We start from the raw sequence: 422 nt of genomic DNA on the forward strand, positions 1-422 counted from the left end.
GATAACCTGAGCGTGAAGATTGATGACGCCAAGGGCGGCAACTACGAAAAACTGGACATCGACGGCAAGCCTGCCGACACCATCGTCACAGACACCCAGGACACCACTGGCCTGACGCTCTCGGCAACTGACACTGTCGCCGAAGGCGGTTCCATCGTTTACACCGCCACCCTGACCAACGCCGCCGGCTCACCAGTGACCGTCACCTTGAGCAACGGCGCTGTAATCAACATCGCTGCGGGCGCCACCACTGGCACCGTGACCGTCGACGCACCAAAAGACGACGTCTACAAAGACGCTGGCAAAGTCGAAGTCAGCATCGATAAAGCCACTGGTGGTAACTTCGAGAACCTGGTTCCGAGCACCACGCCTGCGGTGACTGACGTTACCGATACCATCGACACCTCGACTGTCAGCCTGAC

1 protein-coding gene is annotated in these 422 nt (G+C 58.8%); it reads left to right on the forward strand.

The annotated features are described in order from the left end of the window. Nucleotides 1-422, forward strand: a 422-nt coding sequence (locus AB4Z20_RS28095; RefSeq protein ID WP_442091250.1) for an immunoglobulin-like domain-containing protein, incomplete at both ends; no start/stop codon positions are given.

This window comes from Pseudomonas sp. KB_12, from assembly GCF_052114545.1.
In the GTDB taxonomy this organism is placed as follows: Bacteria; Pseudomonadota; Gammaproteobacteria; order Pseudomonadales; family Pseudomonadaceae; genus Aquipseudomonas; species Aquipseudomonas brassicacearum.